This window comes from Stenotrophomonas sp. A3_2 (genome assembly GCF_036624925.1).
GTDB classification, from domain to species: Bacteria; Pseudomonadota; Gammaproteobacteria; order Xanthomonadales; family Xanthomonadaceae; genus Stenotrophomonas; species Stenotrophomonas hibiscicola.
The window spans coordinates 1-17215 of the sequence record NZ_JAZKVY010000132.1 but is presented as its reverse complement, the minus strand read 5'-3'; the positions used below and the strand labels follow the sequence as shown (position 1 = coordinate 17215).

The 17215-nt window shown below is 67.5% G+C and carries 14 protein-coding genes; 5 read left to right on the top strand and 9 right to left on the bottom strand.

Annotation, left to right across the window (positions count from 1 at the left end; all coding sequences use genetic code 11):
• Nucleotides 1-19: 19 nt before the first annotated feature.
• The 4 genes from R5H29_RS03490 to R5H29_RS03475 form a co-directional block, all read right to left on the bottom strand.
• On the bottom strand, nucleotides 20-712 hold the full coding sequence (locus R5H29_RS03490; RefSeq protein ID WP_332328739.1) for an MliC family protein: 693 nt from the start codon (nucleotides 710-712) through the stop codon (nucleotides 20-22).
• 83 nt (nucleotides 713-795) lie between these two features.
• Nucleotides 796-1188: a nuclear transport factor 2 family protein gene (locus tag R5H29_RS03485; protein WP_134731736.1), complete on the bottom strand. Its 393-nt coding sequence runs from the start codon at nucleotides 1186-1188 to the stop codon at nucleotides 796-798.
• Nucleotides 1169-4318: a multidrug efflux RND transporter permease subunit gene (locus tag R5H29_RS03480; protein WP_134731738.1), complete on the bottom strand. Its 3150-nt coding sequence runs from the start codon at nucleotides 4316-4318 to the stop codon at nucleotides 1169-1171. The genes R5H29_RS03485 and R5H29_RS03480 overlap by 20 nt, the downstream gene beginning before the upstream one ends.
• Nucleotides 4319-4354: 36 nt before the next feature.
• Nucleotides 4355-5500, bottom strand: coding sequence for an efflux RND transporter periplasmic adaptor subunit (locus R5H29_RS03475; RefSeq protein WP_134731740.1), 1146 nt, complete (start codon nucleotides 5498-5500; stop codon nucleotides 4355-4357).
• Nucleotides 5501-5629: 129 nt separating this feature from the next.
• Between R5H29_RS03475 and R5H29_RS03470 the strand changes: the two genes are divergently transcribed.
• Both R5H29_RS03470 and R5H29_RS03465 read left to right on the top strand, forming a co-directional pair.
• On the top strand, nucleotides 5630-6346 hold the full coding sequence (locus R5H29_RS03470) for a response regulator (protein WP_010482545.1): 717 nt from the start codon (nucleotides 5630-5632) through the stop codon (nucleotides 6344-6346).
• Nucleotides 6346-7422, top strand: coding sequence for an ATP-binding protein (locus R5H29_RS03465; protein WP_021204537.1), 1077 nt, complete (start codon nucleotides 6346-6348; stop codon nucleotides 7420-7422). The genes R5H29_RS03470 and R5H29_RS03465 overlap by 1 nt, the downstream gene beginning before the upstream one ends.
• On the opposite strand, the gene R5H29_RS03460 is transcribed toward R5H29_RS03465, so the two are convergent.
• The 3 genes from R5H29_RS03460 to R5H29_RS03450 form a co-directional block, all read right to left on the bottom strand.
• Nucleotides 7400-9235 carry a DUF4105 domain-containing protein gene (locus R5H29_RS03460; RefSeq protein WP_332328738.1) on the bottom strand — a complete coding sequence of 612 codons (1836 nt, stop codon included), beginning with the start codon at nucleotides 9233-9235 and terminating at the stop codon, nucleotides 7400-7402. The genes R5H29_RS03465 and R5H29_RS03460 overlap by 23 nt on opposite strands.
• A gap of 70 nt (nucleotides 9236-9305) precedes the next feature.
• Nucleotides 9306-9605 carry a DUF2388 domain-containing protein gene (locus tag R5H29_RS03455; protein WP_021204535.1) on the bottom strand — a complete coding sequence of 100 codons (300 nt, stop codon included), beginning with the start codon at nucleotides 9603-9605 and terminating at the stop codon, nucleotides 9306-9308.
• Between the two features lie 62 nt (nucleotides 9606-9667).
• On the bottom strand, nucleotides 9668-11056 hold the full coding sequence (locus R5H29_RS03450; RefSeq protein WP_332328737.1) for an FAD-binding oxidoreductase: 1389 nt from the start codon (nucleotides 11054-11056) through the stop codon (nucleotides 9668-9670).
• Between the two features lie 169 nt (nucleotides 11057-11225).
• On the opposite strand from R5H29_RS03450, the gene serA reads away from it, so the two are divergent.
• On the top strand, nucleotides 11226-12467 hold the full coding sequence (gene serA / locus R5H29_RS03445) for a phosphoglycerate dehydrogenase (protein ID WP_019661444.1): 1242 nt from the start codon (nucleotides 11226-11228) through the stop codon (nucleotides 12465-12467).
• Nucleotides 12468-12543: 76 nt separating this feature from the next.
• On the opposite strand, the gene R5H29_RS03440 is transcribed toward serA, so the two are convergent.
• Entirely contained in the window at nucleotides 12544-12936 is a 393-nt protein-coding gene (locus R5H29_RS03440) for a hypothetical protein (RefSeq protein WP_021204533.1), read from the bottom strand.
• Nucleotides 12936-13550 carry an NUDIX hydrolase gene (locus tag R5H29_RS03435; RefSeq protein WP_332328736.1) on the bottom strand — a complete coding sequence of 205 codons (615 nt, stop codon included), beginning with the start codon at nucleotides 13548-13550 and terminating at the stop codon, nucleotides 12936-12938. The genes R5H29_RS03440 and R5H29_RS03435 overlap by 1 nt, the downstream gene beginning before the upstream one ends.
• A gap of 132 nt (nucleotides 13551-13682) precedes the next feature.
• Between R5H29_RS03435 and R5H29_RS03430 the strand changes: the two genes are divergently transcribed.
• Complete coding sequence (locus R5H29_RS03430; RefSeq protein ID WP_005416354.1) at nucleotides 13683-15158, top strand: amino acid permease; 1476 nt, start codon at nucleotides 13683-13685, stop codon at nucleotides 15156-15158.
• Nucleotides 15159-15240: 82 nt separating this feature from the next.
• Nucleotides 15241-16668 carry an amino acid permease gene (locus R5H29_RS03425; RefSeq protein WP_332328735.1) on the top strand — a complete coding sequence of 476 codons (1428 nt, stop codon included), beginning with the start codon at nucleotides 15241-15243 and terminating at the stop codon, nucleotides 16666-16668.
• Nucleotides 16669-17215 lie beyond the last annotated feature (547 nt).

The following is a 17215-nucleotide window of genomic DNA, read 5'->3' as shown; positions in this document are numbered from 1 at the left end:
GGATCATCGGTGGCAGCGGTTACGGCTGTTTCGCACCGAAGTTGCCGCAGCCATGGTACTGGCGGGTACCGACAGTCAGCATCGCCTTGGCCTCGAACGCCTCGCCGCTCATGTCATCCTGGCAGGTGGTGCGCTGGAAGCTGAGCTTGACGTCGGTGCCGTCGGACGCCTTTCCGCTCCATCCATCAGCGCCCTGGGTGGGTTTGGCCACGTCGAAGCGGCGCTCGCCATAATCGACCTCCACCTGCAGGCCCGGCGCATCGCCGTCGACGACTGCAAGCCAGCCGGGTTCATTGCCGGTGGCACGGAATGCCGCATTGCCGGCGCTGCCATCGCCTTCGGTAGCTTCCACCGCATGGCACTCGCGATCCGGTTCGCCCTTCAGGCTCAGCAGGCCATCATCGCTGCCCTTGGTCCAGAAGCTGTTGCCGAGACCATCGCTGTACTTGGCGCCGGATGCCGCGCGCTCGGAGGTCATGGCGAAGCTACGCTCGCCGATCACCAGCGTGGCAGCATCCTCGCCATTGAATGTCGCGCCCACACTCAGATCACCACACTGGTAGGCGGTCTCGCTGCCACCTTCCGTGTTGGCGCTCGGCTGCGGCGTGGCAGGCGGGGCGTCATTGCTGCCCGCCGCGGGTGCCTGGGTCGGCTGGCACGCGACCAGCACCAGCCCCAGGGAGGCTGCCAACAGACTGGGAACTACACGCATGGCTCGACTCCTTGTCGACACTACAGGAATGCTCGACCCTACCACCTCGCGGTGAGCGGGGCCTGAAAGCGGCCTGACCGCGCTCATGCGGCCAGTACCGCCATCGACAGCAGCTGCGCGCCGCTTTCGCCGGAACTGCAGGTCCACACCCGCAGCAGGCGCAGTTTCAGCTCGCGCTCCTGGCCCTGCCCGCGCACCGACAAGCGCACGTCGCTGGACAACAATGCCAGGCGTCCGCACAGCAACGTTTCCACCGCGTACGACTGCAGGCTGCGCACCTGCAGGTTTCCGGTCAGCCAGTCGCCCAGCCACGGCAGGTCGAGCATGCGGCCGCCGTGGCCATCCATCATGAACAAGGCCGGCGATACCAGCGCGGCCAGCGCATCGTGGTCGTCATCCAGCAATGCCTGCCGCAGGCGCTGTTCCAGCGCTGCCAACTGCCGCTCATGCAGATCTTCAACGATGTTCCGTTCCATCCACGGTTCCTCCCGGCATCGGCCGGCGCCTGCGCAGGCGCTGCGCGATCCACTGCCGCGCGCCCTGCACCACTACATAGAAGACCGGCACGAAGAACACGGCCAGCACGGTCGCACTGACCATGCCGCCGAACACACCGGTTCCAATCGCCTGCTGGGTTTCCTTCGACGCGCCCTGCGCCAGCATCAGCGGCACCACGCCCAGCGCGAATGCCAGCGAGGTCATCACGATCGGCCGCAGTCGCAGCCGCGCTGCCTCCAGCGCTGCTTCAACCAGGCCGCGACCCTGCTGCTGCAGCTGGCGCGCGAACTCGACGATGAGGATCGCGTTCTTCGCCGACAGCCCGATCACGGTGATCATGCCGACCTTGAAGAACACGTCGTTGGGCATGCCCCGCAACAGCACCGCAGCAACCGCACCAAGCAGGCCCAGCGGCACCACCAGCATCACCGCCAGCGGGATCGACCAGCTCTCGTACAGTGCCGCCAGCACCAGGAACACCACCAGCATCGACAACAGCAGCAACCACGGCGCCTGCGCACCGGACTCCCGCTCCTGCAGCGACTGGCTGGTCCACTGCAGGGCAAAACCGGACGGCAGCTTCTCCGCCAACCGCTCCATCTCCGCCATGGCCTGGCCGGTCGACACGCCGGAGGCCGGTGCGCCGGACAGATTCAGCGCCGGGAAGCCGAGATAGCGCTGCAGCTGCAGCGGCGCCTCGGTCCAGTGCGGCGTCACCAGTTCCGACAACGCCACCATGCCACCTTCGCTATTGCGCACATACAGCCTCAGCACATCCTCCAGCTCCATCCGGTGGGGTGCATCGGCCTGCAGGATCACCTGCTGCAGCCGCCCCTTGTTGGGGAAGTCGTTGACGTACTGCGAGCCCATCGCCGCCGACAGCGTGCTGCTGATCTGCTCGAACCCCACGCCCATCGCCTCGGCCTTGGCGCGGTCGATGTCCAGCCGCACGCTGGTACCTGCTGGCAGGCCATCGGCATGCACCTCCGACAGCAGCGGGCTGGCCTCGGCCAGCTTCAGCAGCTGCTGCAGGGCCGCACGCAGTTCGGCCTGGCTCTGCCCGGTACGCGCCTGCAGGGCGAGCGAGAAGCCGGACGAACGCCCCAGGCTGTCGATCGCCGGCGGCATCACGCTCATCACCTCGCCCTCGGCAATCGTCGCCATCGCCTTCTGCGCGGCCTCCACTTCGCCGGCCGCGGTGGCCCCTGCACGCTCGCCCCAATCCTTCAGCATCGTGTAGGTCAGCGCCGCGCTCGGGCCGGAACCGGAGAAGCTGTAGCCGAGGATCGACTGGTTGGAGCCGATGCCCGGGCGTGACGCCACGTGCCGTTCGTAGGCTTCGACCACGGCCAGCGTGCGTTCGGCGGTGGCTTCGGCCGGCAGCTGGATCGAGGTCATGAAGTAGCCCTGGTCCTCTTCCGGCAGGAATGCACCCGGCAGCCAGTGCAGGCCCAGCAGCAACGCCGCCACCAGCGCGGCGAACACGCCCATGACCCGCCCGCTCCGCTGCAGCACCGACGCCACGCCACGCTGGTAACGCCCGGTCATCCGCTCGAAGCCACGATTGAAGGCACCGAACAGCCCGCCACGGCCATGATGGCCATGGGTGTTCGGGCGCAGCAGCGTCGCGCACAACGCCGGCGTCAGGCTCAGGGCCAACAGCGCCGAAAACAGGATCGACACCGCCATCGCCACGGTGAACTGGCGGTAGATGGCGCCCACCGAGCCGCTGGCCAGCGCCATCGGGATGAACACCGCGGTCAGCACCAGGGTGATGCCGATCACTGCGCCGGTCAGCTCGCGCATCGCCTTGATGGTGGCCTCACGCGGCGGCAGGCCCTCCTCGGCCATGATCCGCTCCACGCCCTCGACCACCACGATGGCGTCATCGACGATGATGCCGATGGCCAGCACCATGCCGAACATGGTCAGCACGTTGATCGAGAAGCCCAGCGCCAGCATCACCGCGAACGTACCCAACAGCGCGATGGGCGCGACCAACGCCGGGATCAACGTGTAGCGCCAGTTCTGCAAAAACAGGTACATCACTGCGAACACCAGCAGCATCGCCTCCAGCAGCGTCTGCACCACCTTCTGGATCGAGATCTTCACGAACGGCGCGGTGTCGAACGGGATGCTCGCCTCCACGCCGCGCGGCAACAGCGGCGCCAGTTCGGCCATGCGCTCACGGACCGCCGACGCCGTGCGCACCGCATTCGCGCCCGGCCGCAGCTGCACCCCGGCAGCGGTGGCCGGATGGCCGTCCTCGCGGGTGCCCCAGGCATAGCTCTGCGCGCCCAGTTCGACGCGGGCGACATCACCCAGCACCACCCGTGAACCGTCGGCCCCGGCGCGCAGTACGATCGCCGCGAACTGTTCCGGCGTGGACAACTGGCCGTCGGCGCTGAGCGGCACGGTGATGCGCTGGCCTGGAACACCCGGCGAATCACCGATGCGCCCCGGCGAGATCTCCAGGTTCTGCTGCTCGATGGCAGCGGCCACGTCACCCATGGTCAGCCCATAGCCGGTCAGCCGGGCCGGGTCCAGCCACACGCGCATCGCCTGCTCCGCACCGAACAGCTGCACGCGGCCGACGCCATCGATGCGGCGCAGCTCCTCGATGATGTTGCGCGCCATGAAGTCGCCCAGTGCGGCCTCGCTGACGCTGGCATCGGGCGAACGCAGGCCGACCAGCATCAGGAAGCCGGAATCGGCTGCTTCCACGAACAGGCCGTTCTGGCGCACGCTGCGCGGCAGGCGCGGCTCGATCGCCTTGATCCGGTTCTGCACGTCCACCTGCGCCAGCTCCGGGTTGGTACCCGGCTTGAAGGTCGCAGTGATGGAGGCTTCGCCGGAGGTGTCCACCGAAGACTCGAAATACAGCAGGTGCTTGACGCTGGACAGCTCGCGCTCGATCAGGCCGACCACCGCGTCATTCAGCGTCTGCGGGCTGGCACCCGGGTAGCTGGCGTAGATGCTGACGCTGGGCGGCGCTACCGCCGGATAGCGCTCCACCGCCAGCCGCGGGATCGCTAGCACGCCGGCCAGGATGATGAAGATCGCCAGCACCCAGGCGAACACCGGGCGATCGATGAAGAAACGTGCCATGTTGGATTTTCCTGGAGGGACCGGCCCGGAACAGGCTCAGCCCTTGCTGCCGGCCTGTACTGCACCGGCGCTGGCAACCGGCATCTGCCAGTCGCGCGCATCGACCACCACGCCTTCCTGCAGGCGCTCCTGACCCTCGACCACCACCTTCTCGCCGGCCTTCAGGCCCGTGCGCACCAGCCACTGGCGATCGACACTACCGTCCACTTCCAGCGTGCGGATCACCGCCTTGCCGTCGGCGCCGATCACCCAGGCATAGGCCTGGCCACCGGCGCTGCGCAGCACCGCCTGCTGTGGCACGGTCAATGCACTGGCGGGCGCGCCACGTGGCACCCTCGCGCGCACGTACATGCCGGGCAGCAGCTGCCGCTGCGGGTTGTCAACCAGGATGCGCAGGATCACGTCACCCGTCCGCGCATCGACATTGATGCCGGAGAACAGCATCTGGCCACGTTCGGGCAGCGGCCTGCCGGCCGCACCGATGATCGTCACCGGCAGCTCGCCGCCACCGGCACTGCGTTGCAGCGACTCGAGCTGCGCCGCTGGCTGGCGCACATCGACGTAGACCTGGTCGATCTGCTGCACCACCGCCATCGGCTCGGCATCGGCCACGCCGACCAGTGCACCTTCGGTCACCAGCGCCTGGTCGATGCGGCCGGCAATCGGTGCACTGACCGTGGCATAGCGCAGGTCGAGCTGGCGGCGGGCCAGGATCGCGCGCGCCTCGTTCACCGCGGCACGGGCCTGTTCGTACTCGGCACTGGCATCGTCGCGGTGCTGCTGGCTGACCGCCTGCGCGGCCGCCAGCGCATGCAGGCGCTGCGACTGCACGCGGCTGCGGCCCAGGGCTGCCTCGCTGCGCTGCAGCGCTGCCAGTGCCGAGTCGACATCGGCACGGAACGCCGCCGGATCAATCTGGAACAGGGCCTGGCCGGCGCGCACTTCGGCGCCCTGTTCGAACAGGCGGCGCTGCACGATGCCGCCGACCTGCGCACGGATCTGTGCGGTGCGAACGGCGGCGACACGGCCGGGCAGTTCATCGTCGCGCTGCACGACCTGCGGGCCGACAGTGACCACGCTGACGCGCGGTGCCGCTTCGGGCGTGGCTTCGGGGGCGGAGCAGGCCGTCACGGCCAGGGCGAGGGCCGCGATCAACGCGACCGGAGTCCTGAAGGTTCTCATTGCTGTGCACAATGCCGCGCAGGCGGCTGATAGGTTCTGAAGCGTGAAGTGTGCGTGGCGATGATGGGGTTTCGATGGAGGAACTGTGGAGATACGATGGAGGCAAGCACCTTAAGGCCCCGCCCCTGCATGCATGCCGCCCCTGCCCTCGCCGCCCTCGTCCTGATCGTCGAGGATGAGGCCGAGATCGCCGATATTCTCACCGCCTATCTGGAACGCGAAGGACTGCGTACGCTGCGCGCCGCCGACGGCCACAGCGCGCTGGACCTGCACCGCAGCGCCCGCCCCGACCTGGTCCTGCTTGATGTGCAGCTGCCGCGCCTGGATGGCTGGAGCGTGCTGACCCAGCTGCGCCAGCGCGGTGAAACGCCGGTGATCATGCTGACCGCACTGGACCAGGACCTGGACAAGCTCACCGCGCTGCGCATGGGCGCCGACGACTACGTGGTCAAGCCGTTCAATCCGGCCGAAGTGGCAGCACGCGTGCGCGCCGTGCTGCGGCGTACGTTGCGCGCCTCGCGCATGGACGCACCGACCGCGCTGCGGGCGGGCCCGCTGCTGATCGACTCGGCTACCCATGCCGTGCATGTGGAGGGCGAAGGCTACAGCCACGAAGTGCTGCTCACGCTCACCGAGTTCAAGCTGCTGCACTGCATGGCGCTGGCGCCGACCCGCATCTTCAGCCGCAGCGAACTGATGCACGAATGCCTGCCGGAAAGCGAAGCGCTGGAACGCACCGTCGACAGCCATGTCAGCAAGCTGCGCCGCAAACTCGATGACGTGGGCATGGTCAACGTCCCGGCCAGCGTGCGCGGTGTCGGCTACCGGTTGATGGCCGACCGCTGATGGCGCGCCTGCGCCGTTCCGGGCTCAGCCGCCACATCATCATCTCGATGTCGCTGATGGTGATCGGCGTCATCGTGATGATGATCCTGTCGTCGTGGCTGCTGTACGCGGTGCTGGTCGAGTTCTTCCCCGGCAGCACCGAGGAGCCGGAAAGCTGGCTGCCGACCGGGCCGGAACTGGCATGGATGGTGGGCGTGATCCTGACCGGACTGGCGCTGGCCATCGCCGCTTCGTTCCGTCTTGCGCACCGGATCCTGTCGCCACTGAATTCACTGGTGGACAGTGTGCGTGCGCTTGCCGGCGGCGACCTCGGGGCGCGCGCGAGCGTCGAGGAGAATTCGCCGGGTGAAGTGGCGACCCTGGTCGAGGACTTCAATGCAATGGCCCGCCGCCTGCAGCACATGGAGAGCGAGCGCGCGATGTGGCACGCGGCCATCGCCCATGAGCTGCGCACGCCGGTGACGATCCTGCGCGGTCGCCTGCAAGGGCTCGCCGAGGGCGTGTTCCAGCCGGACGAGTCACAGTTCCGCAGCCTGCTGGCGCAGGTCGAGGGCCTCTCGCGCCTGATCGAGGATCTGCGCGTGCTGAGCCTGTCCGACAACGCGCGGCTGGACGTACGTCGCGCGCGCACCGATGTGGTGGCCGAAGTGCATTCGGTGATGACCCTGGTCGATCCGCAGTTCCGCGCCGCCGGCTTCGTGCTGGAGCTGGAAACCAGCCGCGAGGAACACAACGCGCACTGCGACCCGACCCGCCTCCGCCAGGCGCTGCTGGCGCTGCTGGAGAACGCACGCCGCTATGCCAGCCCGGGCAAGGTGCGGATTGCCGTGCATGACACACCGGGACATGTGCAAGTGGCAATCGAGGATGAGGGCCCGGGCATCGATCCGGAGCTGCACGCCGACATCTTCAGCCCGTTCATGCGTGCCGACGGCTCACGTTCACGCCAGGGCGGCGGCAGTGGCCTCGGCCTGGCGGTGGTCAAGGCCATCGCCGACGCGCACGGCGGCCGCGTCTACTGCACGGCGGGCAACGCCGGCGGCAGCCGTTTCGTCATCGAACTGCCGCGCCAGTAGCGGGCGTGGCTGCCTGTTCCCGCAGGCGCGCGCCAAGTGCGGCGAGGTTGGCATCGATCGCATCCATCTCGTTGCGCTGGCCCACCGGCAACTGCTGGCGCAGTTGCACGCGCAGCGCCTGCCAGGCCGGCACCGCCTCTGCGCTGGCAGTGGCAACCGCTTCGGCCAGCACCGCCTGCTCATCGGCCAGCGGCAACCCGTAGCCGCCCTGCAGCAGCGTCCCCGGGCGCAACCACTGCCCGCTCTGCGCCAGCAGGCTGCGCAGGCTGCGGGTTTCCGCGCTGTCCGCAGCAGCCAGTAGCTGCCGCTTGAGCACATCGCGTGCGCGCAGTTCGGCACGCCGCTGTGCCGCCTGTTCCAGCAGCAGCAGGCCGGCACTGGCGCGCAGGTTGCCCTTCAGCAGCCACGGTGCCCGTTGTTCTGCCGGCAGCTTCAACCAGCCGCGCACATCGCGCGCGGGCAAGGCCAGCTGGGTCGCCGCCACTGTGAACAACTGCTGGTAGTGGTCGCGCGCGGAAGCGAAGTAATAGCCCTGTGCCTGCGCTGCGTTGCGGTCCGTGAGTACCCGCTCGTCGAGCATGCCCAGCCGCGCCAGCCGCCGCTTGAGACCGCGCGGACTCAGCTGGGCCAGCCCGTCCTCGCCCAGCCGGGGCACTCCGGCCTGCAGCAGCCTGGCGGTCTCCACCGCACAGTTGTTGCTGACGAAGTAATAGCGCCCGTCATAGCTCCAGTGCACCTGCGCGGTGCGCTCGAGCAGGCTGGCGATCTCGTCGCGTTGCAGCTGCAAGGGCAACGACTGCAGGCCCCGCAGTTCCACCTTGGTGTACTCGTCCACCACCTGCTGCAGCGGCAGCACGAACAGCCGCGACGGGTAGCCGCCGGTCAAGCCGCGCCAGTTGGAAATCTGCACATCGCCGACGAACGCGCGGAACGACAGCACGCGGTGGTACTCCAGGTCCAGGCGGCAGTCCGGACCCGGTGCACGGCCCGGCCGGCAGATCACCAGCCGCAGCATGCTGTGCCCCCAGCGGCTCATCGGCTGCGCACTGCCCTCGGCGAACAGGTAGTCCACGGCGTAGACACGCGCCGGGTCGAGCTGCAGCAGCGATGCCGCCCCCTCTTCCGATTCGGCCTGCAGCAATGGCAACGCGTTCGCGCAGTGCGACTGTGGCAGCGATGGCGGGGTTCCGAAATGGACCTGGAACCACTGCGCCAGTGCCGGGCGCCGGCAGGCGAACTCGCTGTCGAGCACGAAATGCTCGGCGTTCACTGCCAGGTACTCGGCCGGGTCCTTCAGTTCATACGCATCGGGACTGCGGTCACGGAAATCGTTGTCGCCACGGCCGAGATGCCAGGGCTTGCGCTGCCATCCAGCCAGATCACGCCAGCGCACACTGCGTGACCAGTTCGCCCCCGTACGGTCGGCGACATGGGTCAGTTCGTGTACCAGCGCGCTGCGGCGTGCGCGGCGCGCGCCGGGCACGGCATCATCCAACAGCTCGCGACGCAGGGCGATGCGCCCGGCGAAAGCGCGGCCGTGCACATCGGCCGGCAGGTCATCGCGCCAGCGCACCTGGACCTGTGCCGGCAATGCGCGGAGCAGGGCATCCGGCAGCAGTGCCTGCACGTCGGCCAGGGTCTGCGTCGCCACCTGCTGCTGTGCAGGGCTCAACCCTGCCGGGTCCAGCTGCAAGCGATCAGCTGCGTGCGCGACGTGGGCGACCAGCAGTAGAGCCGCGCCATGCGTGGCTGCGTTCCACCGGCCAAGCCTCTGTAGAGCCGAGCCATGCTCGGCTAGTGTTGCGATCCGCATGCGCCAGGCATTCAGCCGAGCATGGCTCGGCTCTACAGAACGCGATGTCGCCGGGGTCATGCAGTCCGGATCAACGCGCCAGCAACGCGCGGGCCAGTTCCAGGTCGCTCTGCTGCTGTGCGGCAGCACTCTGCTCACGCAGGTGGGCCAGCGCGGCCTGCAGGCGGGCGCCACGGATCTGGCCGTCGCTGGCGACGAACGCCGCAGCGTCGTCGCGCGCAGCCAGTACCACCTTGTCGTCACCCGAGCTGCTGCCCGAGGAGCCGGAGGAGGCACCGGTGGCGGAACCGGCCGAGGTGCCGGCGAAGCTGGAAGCGAAGCCGGCCAGCGGCAGGGACAGCAGGGCGAGCAGCAGAAGCGGACGGGTCATCGGTTCGAAGCCGGTTGTGAGGATGCGTGGAGCGTAACGGGTGCGTGAAGGATTTGCCCGGCTCAAACGTCGAACAGCTTGCCGGGATTCAGCCGCGCTTGGGGATCGAACGCACGTTTGACCGCCTTCATCAGGGCGATCTCGGCCGGGCCGCGAGTGCTGTCCAGGTAGCCCTTTTTGACCAGGCCGATGCCGTGTTCAGCCGAGATGCTGCCATCGAACCGGGCCAGCACCTGCGCCAACAGCTTGGTCACGTGTTCACACTGCGCCACGAAATCGGCGTCGCTGGTGTCGTCGGGCTTGAGCACGTTGATGTGCAGGTTGCCGTCACCGATGTGGCCGAACCAGACCACGTCGAAGTGCGGGTAGGCCTGCCCGATCAGTGCCTGGGTCTCGGCCAGGAACGCAGGCATCGCCGAGATCCGCACCGAGACATCATTCTTGTAAGGTTTGTAGCGCGCCAGCGATTCGGTGATGCCTTCGCGCAGGCGCCACAGCTGGGCGGCCTGGGCGTCGCTGGCGCTGATCACCCCGTCGCTGACCCAGCCGTTGCCCATGCAGTCCTCGAAGGCGGCCATCGCCGCCGCTTCCTGCGCTGCGTCGTTGGCGGCGAACTCGGTGACCACGTAATACGGGTGCACCTCGTCGAACGGTGCCTGCGCACCATGCGCCAGCACGTGCTCCAGCGCCCGGTCGGTGAAGAACTCGAAGGCCTGCAGCTGCAGGCGCGCGCGGAACGCAGCGAACACCTGCATCAGCACCTCGAAGCTGGGCACGGCCAGCAGCATCACGTTGCTGGCTGGCGGCGGATCGGTGAGTTTCACTGTCGCCTCGACGATCACGCCCAGCGTGCCTTCCGAACCGATCAGCAGCTGGCGGAAGTCATAGCCGCTGGAGTTCTTGATCAGGCCCTTGTTGAGCTCCAGCAGTTCGCCGCTGGCGGTAACCACCTTCAGCCCGGCGATCCACTCGCGGGTGTTGCCGTAGCGGATCACACGGATGCCGCCAGCATTGGTGGCGATGTTGCCGCCGATCGTGCACGACCCGCGTGCAGCGAAATCCACCGGATAGATCAGGCCGTGGTCCAGCGCGGCGTTGTGCACGGCCTCCAGCGGCATGCCGGCCTGCACCACCAGGGTGCGGTCGACCGCGTCGTAGGCCAGCGCCTTGTTCATCCGCTCCAGGCTGAGCACCAGCTCGCCATTGGCCGCCACCGCGCCACCGGAAAGGCCGGTACGGCCGCCGGACGGCACCACGGGCAGGCCCTCACCCGCACTCCAGCGCATCACCGCCTGTACCTCCTCGACCGTGGCCGGCAGTGCGACCGCCAACGGCGCCGGCGTCCAGCGCCGGGTCCAGTCGCGCCCGTAATGCTCCAGGTCGGCCGGGTCGGTCTTCAGCTTCAGGCCGGGACAGGCCTGCTGCAGCGAGGCAATGCGGGAATCGGTCATGACGGTCCAGCGCGGGGCGTGAAGAACGGGCAAGCGTGCCAGCGGCACGCGCCAGCGTCCAGCCCTGCGAGCAGGCAGATAGCTACGGATGCAACCAATTGCGCACCGCACCATGAGCGCTGCGATCTGGCATAGTGGTTGGCCCCTGTCCCACTGGCCGTGTTGCCCCATGTCGCCGAAGAAGACCTCGTTCCCGAAGCAGGATATCCGCGTGCTGTTGCTGGAGGGGGTCAGCCAGACCGCCGTGGAGGTGTTCAGCGCGGCCGGCTACAGCCAGATCGAGGCGCACACCAAGGCACTGCCCGAGGACGAATTGAAGGCGCGCATCGCCGAGGCGCACATCGTCGGCATCCGCTCGCGCACCCAGCTCAGCGCCGAGGTGCTGGCCGAGGCCAAGCGCCTGATCGCGGTGGGCTGCTTCTGCATCGGCACCAACCAGGTCGACCTGGACGCGGCCGAACTGGCCGGTATCCCGGTGTTCAACGCGCCCTACTCCAACACCCGCAGCGTGGCCGAACTGGTGATCGCCGAGGCGATCATGCTGACCCGTGGCATTCCGCAGAAGAACGCCGAATGCCATCGCGGCGGCTGGTCGAAGTCAGCCAGCGGCAGCCATGAAGTGCGCGGCAAGACGCTGGGCATCATTGGTTACGGCCACATCGGCACCCAGGTCGGCGTGCTGGCCGAATCGCTGGGCATGCAGGTGATCTTCCACGACGTGGAAACCAAGCTGGCGCTGGGCAATGCGCGTGCTGCGGCCAGCCTGGACGACCTGCTGGCGCGGGCCGACATCGTCACCCTGCACGTGCCGGAGACACCGTCCACGCAGTGGATGATCGGCAGCACCGAGCTGGCGAAGATGCGCAAGGGCGCGCACCTGATCAACGCCGCGCGCGGCACCGTGGTCGACATCGATGCGCTGGACGCGGCGCTGGCCAGCGGCCACGTCGGCGGCGCCGCGCTGGACGTGTTCCCGGTCGAGCCGAAGGGCAACGGCGATATCTTCGAATCGCCGCTGACCCGCCACGACAACGTCATCCTCACCCCGCACGTCGGCGGCAGCACGCTGGAAGCGCAGGACAACATCGGCGTGGAAGTGGCGGCCAAGCTGGTGCGCTACAGCGACAACGGCAGCACCCTGTCGGCGGTCAACTTCCCGGAAGTGACCCTGCCCGAACACGAAGACAGCCTGCGCCTGCTGCACATCCACCAGAACGTGCCGGGCGTGCTGTCCAAGGTCAACGAGATCTTCTCGCGCCACAACGTCAACATCGACGGCCAGTTCCTGCGCACCGACCCGAAGGTGGGTTACGTGGTGATCGACATCACCGCCAGCGAGGCGCAGGCCGCCGCCGTGCGCGACGAGCTGGCCGCGATTCCGGGCACGCTGCGGACGCGCATCCTGTATTGAGCAAGGCGTCGCCGGGCATGCCCCGGCGGATTGCTTCCGGCATCGCGCCATCCACGCATGGCGTGGATGGAACACCTCAGAACCTTACGGCGTGGAGGTTCTTGTAAAAGTCCCAATGGATCAGAACCCTGTCTTCCATCGACAGGAACAGCGTATCGACGAAATCCAGCTCCTCCGCATGAGCCAGCCAGTCCTGCAGGCGGCTGCCCAGTGAAGGTACCGCCCCATCCACCTGGACAACCGTCAACGCAGCCTCGCTTGGCAAGCCAACAGCATCTGCAATGGCGCTCAACTCCTGCGCCAGCCGCTCCCGCCCCACCCCGGGGACCTCCAGGCGCGATGGCACGCGCTCCCAGTCGATGCATGTGATGACTGGCAATGCAGCCTTGATCATCGCAAGGGCAGCATCCTGCTTCGCCTCGCCACAGGCATGAGCCGCAACAAACGCGGCACAGCCGTCCGAGAGCATCAACGTGCCAGCCACCGGCGCGCCATGCGCTGCATGGATTCATCCGATTCGGGGTCGGCCGCGACTTCGGTCACCGGCCGCCATGCCAGGTCAAGTGACTCCTCGCTGAGCACGAATGCCTCGCCACCGAGCGCGCGGATCACGAAACGCACGTCGTAGTGCCAGTGCCCCGGCACATCCTTGCGCTCCGGAATCCAGTGCTTGTCCAGATCGAAGATGGCCGGGTCTTCCAGCACCAGCCCGCTCAGGCCGGACTCCTCCTCGGCCTCCTTCAGCGCCACCTGGGCCAGGTCGCGGTCGCCGTCGGCGTGGCCACCCAGCTGCAGCCAGCGCTGCAGCTTGCGATGGTGGGTCAGCAGCAGGCGCTGGCCGTCGGCGCTGACCAGCCAGCAGCTCGCGGTGAAGTGGCCTGCAAGCCGCTCACGCCGGAACGGATCTTCCGGATCATCCAGCAATGTGCCGAATTCGGCAGCCAGTGCGTCGTGGGCGGGCGCGCGGCGGGCATAGTCCCGCAACAGACCGCGCAGGCGATCGTCAAGCACGGCAAGGGTTTCGGCGGTCTGGCGCATGAATGGGGGCGGTTCGGAAAAATACTGCTCATTATCGCCGTTCATTGTTGCGATTGCGCTTGTGCGTTGGCTTCAGCTTTGGCTAAGGTACAGCGGGCTGTTCGCACGGCCTTCACCATTCAAGGCAGCCGGCAACGTATCGGCCGCCCACCCCATCCGATCACTAGGAAGTACTGCATGCTGAAAGCTCTGTTGAGGGTCAAGCCGGTCCAGCCGGCCGGGCACGTCGATGCCGGCGAACCCATCGAAGGCAGCCTGGACGGCGAAGCCACGTTGAAACGGACCCTCACGGCTAAACACCTCATCCTGCTGGGCGTGGGTGCGGTGATCGGCGCAGGTATCTTCGTGCTGACCGGCCAGGCCGCAGCCAACCACGCGGGCCCAGCGGTCATGCTGTCGTTCGTGCTGGCCGGTTTCGCCTGTGCGCTGGCGGGCCTGTGCTATGCCGAGTTCGCGGCGATGATGCCGGTCTCCGGCAGTGCCTATTCCTATTCCTATGCCACCCTCGGCGAAGGCATGGCCTGGTTCATCGGCTGGTGCCTGGTGCTGGAGTACCTGTTCGCCTCGGCATCGGTCGCGGTGGGCTGGTCGGCCTACCTGATCAGTTTCATCACCACCACGCTGCACATGCCGTTCCCGGACCTGCTCAGCGCCGCGCCTATCGCCTGGACCGGCAGCGAGTTCGTCTCCTCCGGCAAGCTGTTCAACCTGCCTGCGGTGCTGATCGTGGCGGCGGTGTCCGGCCTGCTGTACGTGGGCGTGACCCAGTCGGCCTTCGTCAACGCCATCATCGTGGCGATCAAGGTCACCGTCATCTGCCTGTTCATCGGCATCGGCGCGGCCCATATCGACCCGGCCAACTGGCAGCCGTTCATCCCGGAAAACACCGGCGTGCCGGGTGAGTTCGGCTGGAGCGGCATCTTCCGCGCGGCCACCATCGTGTTCTTCGCCTATATCGGCTTCGATGCGGTCTCCACCGCCGCCGGCGAAACCAAAGACCCACAGCGCAACATGCCGATCGGCCTGCTCGGCTCGCTGGCGGTGTGCACCATCGTCTACATCATCGTCTGCGCGGTACTGACCGGCATGATGCCGTACCACCTGCTGGGCACCGACAAGCCGGTGGCCACCGCACTGGAGCCCTACCCGACCTTGTCGTGGCTGAAGACCCTGGTCGAGATCGGCGCCATCGCCGGCCTGTCCTCGGTGGTGCTGGTGATGATGATGGGCCAGACCCGCATCGCCTACACCATTTCCCGCGACGGCCTGCTGCCGAAGTTCTTCGGCAAGGTCCACGCCCGGTTCCGCACGCCTTACTGGGCCACGATCGTGGTCGGCGTGATCGCCGCCGCGCTGGCCGGCCTGGTGCCGCTGAACGTGCTCGGCGAACTGGTGTCGATGGGCACCCTGCTGGCCTTCGCCACCGTCTGCATCGGCGTGCTGGTGCTGCGCTATACCAAGCCGGAGATCCATCGCCCGTTCCGCGTACCGGCGGTGTGGATCATCTGCCCGCTTGGCGCCGCGGCCTGCCTGTTCCTGTTCTGGCAGGCGTTCGTGGTGCACTGGCACCTGTTCGTCGGCTGGACCGTGCTGGGCATGCTGATTTACCTCGGCTACGGCATGCGCAACAGCAAGCTGGCCAAGTCGCCCTGATCCGCCTACGGGCCGGCCTCGCGCCGGCCCGTCCGTTTTCCCCGCGCGCCGCTCTTGGCGCGCTTCGACAAGACCACCACACATGTTCAAGCAACTGTGGGCCACCAAGCACCCGCATGCCGCCCATGAAGACGCCAACGGCCTGAGCCTGCGCCGCCACCTAGGCCCCTGGGGGCTGACCGCCCTCGGCATCGGCGCGGTGATCGGCGGCGGCATCTTCGTCATCACCGGCCAGGCGGCCGCCAACCACGCCGGCCCCGCGATCATGCTGTCGTTCGTGCTGGCCGCCATCTGCTGCGCCTTCTGCGCGCTGGCCTACGCCGAGTTCGCCTCGATGGTGCCGGTCTCCGGCAGCGCCTACACCTATACCTATGCCACCTTCGGCGAACTGTCGGCCTGGTTCATCGGCTGGATGCTGGTGCTCGAATACGGCGTCTCTGCATCGGCGGTGGCGGTCAGCTGGACCGGCTACTTCCTCAGCCTGCTCAGCCAGTTCGACCTCCATCTGCCAGCGGCGCTGGTCAGTGCGCCACTGGACGCACAGCTGCGCCCCACCGGCGCGATCGCCAACCTGCCCGCCGCGGCACTGGTACTGTTGCTGACCTGGCTGTGCTACGTCGGCATCAGCAAGTCCTCGGCGATGAACATGGCAATGGTCGTGCTCAAGACCGGCCTGATCGTGCTGGTCATCGTGGTCGGCTGGAAGTACGTGGACACCAGCAACTGGACCCCGTTCATTCCGGCCAATGAAGGCCCGGGCAAGTACGGCATGGAAGGCGTGCTGCGTGGCGCGGCGATGGTGTTCTTCGCCTACATCGGTTTCGAGGCGGTATCGGTGGCGGCCCAGGAATCGAAGAACCCGCAGCGTGACATGCCGATCGGCATGATGCTGTCGCTGGTGATCTGCACCGTGCTGTACATCGCGATGGCCGCAGTGATGACTGGCCTGGTGCCGTTCCAGCTGCTGGGCACCGACGAGCCGGTGGTGACTGCCGTGGCCGCACACCCGCAGCTGGGCTGGCTGCGCTGGGTGGTCGAGGTCGGCGCGCTGGTCGGCCTGTCATCGGTAGTGCTGGTGATGATCATCGGCCAGCCGCGCATCTTCATGATCATGGGCCGCGACGGTCTGCTGCCGCCGGTGTTCACCAGGATCCACCCGAAGTACCGCACCCCGCACATCAACACGGTGATCACCGGCATCGGCATCGCGCTGCTGGCGGCGCTGTTCCCGCTGGACATTCTCGGCGAGCTGACCTCGATGGGCACGCTGATTGCGTTCGCGGCGGTCTGCGCCGGCGTGCTGATCCTGCGCCGCACCCAACCGGACCTGCCGCGCCCTTTCCGCATGCCGATGGCCTGGCTGATCTGCAGCCTGGGCGTGCTGAGCTGCGTGGCGCTGCTGTCGGCGATGACGATGCACAACTGGATGCTGATGGGCGTCTGGACCTTCGTCGGTTTCGTGATCTATTTCTGCTACGGCTTCAGGCACAGCCGCCTGCGGGGGAAGTAAGGGGTTTTGCATTGCAGGGCCTGCCGCCCTGCACCCGCCTTTGAAGCCGGAGCAACGGCAACGGCAACAGCTGGGTTGAGGGTTTGGCGGGGCGGGTTGGGTTCGCGGGGGACGCCGTTAACCCGTCCCTGGGGGCTTGGCCGCGGCATCCATGCCGCGGACACCCCCGCGAACCCAACCCGCCCCACCTCCGACAGTCTGCTGGCACGTCCAGTAGATCCACGCCATGCGTGGATGAATTCATCCGGGAAATGAATTTTCTCCGTTCGATGAATCCTCTGTAGAGCCGAGCCATGCTCGGCTCCGAGCAAGCGCAGCGCCGCGACCCGCTTTTCGCTTTTCCTTCTTCACTCCGTGGCCGGCCGTACACCGGAACCTGTCAGAGGCGGGGCGGGTGGGCCGTGTAGGGGCGTTGGGGGCCCCCGTGGCGGCCCCCGCCAGAAAAAGGGCGCCCTTCACCCGACCCCCCACCGCCCCTACACGGCCCACCCGCCCCGCCTCTGACAGGTTCCGGTGTACGGCCGGCCACGGAGTGAAGAAGGAAAAG